Consider the following 3,346-nt stretch of genomic DNA (forward strand, 5'->3'; position numbering starts at 1 on the left):
GGAGTCCCGCCGTCCGGAATCCCCGGTCTCGCCTGCGTCGCCGGGCAGGTGCGTGGTCACGCGGGCCAGCGGGATTCCCGCCGTCCGGAATCCCCGGTCTCGCCTGCGTCGCCGGGCAGGTGCGTGGTCACGCTGGCCAGCGGGATTCCCGCCGCCGGGAACCCCCGGCCTCGCCTGCGCCGCTGGACAGGCGCGTGGTCACGCTGACCGGCGAGGTTCCCACCGCCCGGAACTCCGGGCCGAGCCAGGCACCGGGGCGGCGTCCCGCTCCCGCCTTCACCCGCCCCCCGGTCGCCATCCCACCCCCACCCGCCCCCGATCGGCCCAGCCCTCCCGGCAAGCGCTTTCCCATCCACCGCGAAAACACCAGGTCACCGCGTTCTCCGCACGGCTGCGGGGAAAACTCCTTCTGCATATGATCCCGTTCTGCCCCAAAAGGGGGCATCCGAGGGTGATAATCGAGCGCATGGGTCGTCGGGGGGCGCGCTCGTTCGCAGGGACCGCACCCGCCGCCCGGTGCGCGTGCCGGGCGGCCCCGTGCTCGCGCCGGGTCCGAGGAGGGGATCGCACACGTCGAGGGGACCGCGGTTGACTTCCGCTGGGAGTGGTGACGGCAGGGTGTCCGTGTCGCTGACCGGGCCGGGCAGCCACGTGCTGGTGCGGCGGCCCGGTGTCGGGAGCCTGTCGGTGGGGCCGCCCGGCTCGGACAAGGTCGACCTGGTGGTCGGGCCCGACGACCGGGTCGACTGGACCGCGCTCGACGGGCTGGAGACCCCGGCGGGCGGGTTGTGGCCGCGCTGGGTGGACTACCGCGGCAACGACCTGTCGGTGTTCGAGTGGGCCCGCGCGCGCCGGGTGGAGGGGCTGCACTTCGAGGCCGCCTCGGACGTCGTGATCGACGCGAGCGGCTCCCGGTTCGGCTCGCTCACCGTCAACTCCGGCGGGCACTGCGTCCGCCTGCGGCTCGCGCCCGCCGAGCTGTGCCCGCGCGTCGCGCTGCAGGGCGCGCCCACCGACTTCGTGCTCGCCGCCGGTGGCGCGCTGCCGGAGCTGGCGCTGGCGCTGCCCGCCACGTCCGCCCGCGCGCTGCCCCGGCTGCCGGTGCTGGCCGACCTGACCCACCTGATGGTGTCCACCGGCCCGCTGGACGAGCCGTTCGACTGCCGCAGCCTGCTCCAGTTCCCGCGCCTGCGCTCGCTCGCCCTGTCCGGCTCGCTGGCGAACCTCGGCGCGCTGGAGGCGCTGCCGCGGCGGCAGCTCCAGATCCGCTTGTGCCCGGACCGGTCCGGGCTTCCGCCGCGGCGCTCGTTCCCCGAGCTGACCTCGTTCCTGGCGTGGAACGTGGACGCGGCCGTGGGCCGCAGGCTGCGCACCGAGCTGCGCGGCCCGATCGCGCAGCGGCTGACCGGGCACAGCGGCGTGTCGCAGCTGCGGGAGCGGCCGTGGTTCGTGGAGGAGTACGGGCTGCCGTTCGCGGGCTGGGCGCCCAGGACGGGCGCGGCGGCGACGAAGGCGTTCAAGGTGGCGTCCAAGGCGATCGGACGGGGCGGCGACGTGCGGGAGGCGGTCACCGGGTTCGTGCGCCGGGTGGGCGAGCTGCCGGGCGTGGAGACCGGGGAGCGCGAGGACGCCGCGGAGGCCGCCGTGCTGCTGGGCGAGATCGGCGGCGTCGACCGGGACACCGCGCTGGGCTGGTTCGAGGCCGTCCGCGACTTCTGAGCCCCACCGGAACCGCCGCCCGAGACCCGGAACCGCCGCAAGCGAGAGGGCCGGGCGCGCCCCGCGCACCCGGCCCCCGCGTCACTTCCCCGAGGCCGGTTCTTCCCCGCTCCTCGCCGGCGTCACCGGCACCTCGTGGTCGACGGCCTCCGGCGCGGCCTCGGCGGCGGGCGCGAGCCGGGCGTCGACCACCTCGCCCAGGTACCTGGTCACCACCGCCGCGGTCGCCACCACCGGCACCGCCAGGAACGCGCCCGCGATCCCGTACAGGCTGCTGCCCGCCGTGACCGCCAGCAGCACCACGGCCGCGTGCAGCTTCAGGCTCCGCGACTGCAGGATCGGCTGGAGCACGTTGCCCTCGATCTGCTGCACCGCCACCACGACCACCAGCATGATCACCGCGGCGGTGAACCCGTTGCTCACCAGCGCCACCAGCACCGCCATCGCGCCCGCGATGAACGCGCCCACGATCGGGATGAACCCGCCCAGGAACGTCAGCGCCGCCAGCGGGATGGCCAGCGGCACCCCGAGGAACACCAGGCCGAGCCCGATGAGCACCGCGTCGAACAGGCTCACGATGGCCTGGGTGCGGATGAAGTCGCCGAGCGTGCCCCACACCCGGTCCAGCACGACCGCCAGGTGGCCGCCCGCGCGCTCGCCGACCAGCGCGCGCAGCCACGGGATGAACCGGGGACCGTCCTTGACGAAGAAGAACGCCAGCAGCAGCGCCACCAGCCCGGTGACCACGCCGGAGGTGACCGTGCCGACCCCGGTGAGCAGGCTGTTCGCGATCGACCCGATGCTCGCCTGGAGCTGCTGCACGCCCTTCTGGATCAGCCCGTCGAACTGCCCGTCGCCCAGGTTCAGCGGCGGCCCGCTCACCCACTGCCTGGCCTGGCCGAGCGCCTCGGTGGCGCTGTCGGCGATGTCGTCGGCCCCGGACGCGATGGAGGAGCTGATCAGCGCGATCATCCCGCCGAGCACGCCGAGCCCGAGCAGCAGCACGATCGAGGCGGCCAGCGCGGGCGGGAGGCCCTTGGCGCGCAGCCAGCGGGCGGGCGGCCACAGCACCGTGGTGATCAGCAGTCCGAGCAGCACCGGCATGACCACGACCCAGAGCTTGCCGATCAGCAGCCCCAGCAGGTACGCGCCGATCGCGACCAGCGCGAGCCGGGTGCTCCACCTGGCCAGCCAGGTGACACCGTGGCCGATGGCCTGCCCCCGGTCGGTCCAACGGCGGTCAGTGGCGGACACGGCTCTCCCTCCGGATCGCGGCGCGACCACCGCGCCGCTCCTCGGGCCGATCCTGCCAGAGGGGGCCGTCGGGACGGCTCAGGCGAGCCGGTGCCCGGCCGGGTGGTGCGCACGATCACGCGACCGTCCACCCAGGTCACCCGTTCGGGGTTTCCGGCCGGTGCGAGCGGGGCCGGTGTCGGATAGTGCACTCCGGGTCCCGCCGCCGTCACACCCCGGAGTGGTCACATGCGCGCCAGCAGGTTCTCCTCCTCGGCGGCCTGCCTCGGGCTGCTCTCCGCGCTGCTGGTCGCCCTGCCGCAGCAGGCCGCGTCCGCGCCCGCCCGCGACCTGGAGCTGCTGTACTCCGCCGAGTCCTACGGCGACCTCCTGG

General features: G+C 74.9%; 2 protein-coding genes. One reads left to right on the forward strand and one right to left on the reverse strand.

What is annotated here, in order from left to right:
* Positions 1-618: 618 nt before the first annotated feature.
* Complete coding sequence (locus ACTUAL_RS02600) at positions 619-1,719, forward strand: hypothetical protein (protein WP_440899138.1); 1,101 nt, start codon at positions 619-621, stop codon at positions 1,717-1,719.
* 81 nt (positions 1,720-1,800) lie between these two features.
* Here ACTUAL_RS02600 and ACTUAL_RS02605 read toward each other — a convergent pair whose 3' ends face one another.
* Positions 1,801-2,973: an AI-2E family transporter gene (locus tag ACTUAL_RS02605; RefSeq protein WP_440899139.1), complete on the reverse strand. Its 1,173-nt coding sequence runs from the start codon at positions 2,971-2,973 to the stop codon at positions 1,801-1,803.
* Positions 2,974-3,346 lie beyond the last annotated feature (373 nt).

It is taken from the genome of Actinosynnema sp. (genome assembly GCF_052038725.1).